A 275-nucleotide genomic window follows, 5' to 3' on the forward strand; every position below is an offset into this window, starting at 1 on the left:
GACTTAACCAGGCGCTAATCGCTTTCACTTGGCTGGGCGATACACTATGAGCCATATCAAACTGCTGAAATTCCACTTGATAGTGTTGAGCTTGCAACTGGTTAAAGGCTTGTTGGCCGAGGTTTAATGCCACTACGTCATCTTGGCGACCATGTTGAATTAACACTGGAGTGTTAGTTTGCAACGCTGTTGTGGGCAGGCTTTCTGCTAATAAGTAAGTAGACATGCATAACAAGCCACCCAAGCTATTTGGGTAATTTAAGGCACACTGATAG

At 44.7% G+C, this 275-nt stretch carries 1 protein-coding gene; it reads right to left on the reverse strand.

The annotated features are described in order from the left end of the window. Window positions 1-226, reverse strand: a 226-nt coding sequence (locus Q4528_RS13825; protein WP_303522146.1) for an alpha/beta hydrolase, incomplete at its 3' end; no start/stop codon positions are given. Between the last annotated feature and the right edge of the window lie 49 nt (window positions 227-275).

This window comes from Staphylococcus pasteuri, from assembly GCF_030547725.1.
Taxonomy (GTDB): domain Bacteria; phylum Bacillota; class Bacilli; order Staphylococcales; family Staphylococcaceae; genus Staphylococcus; species Staphylococcus pasteuri.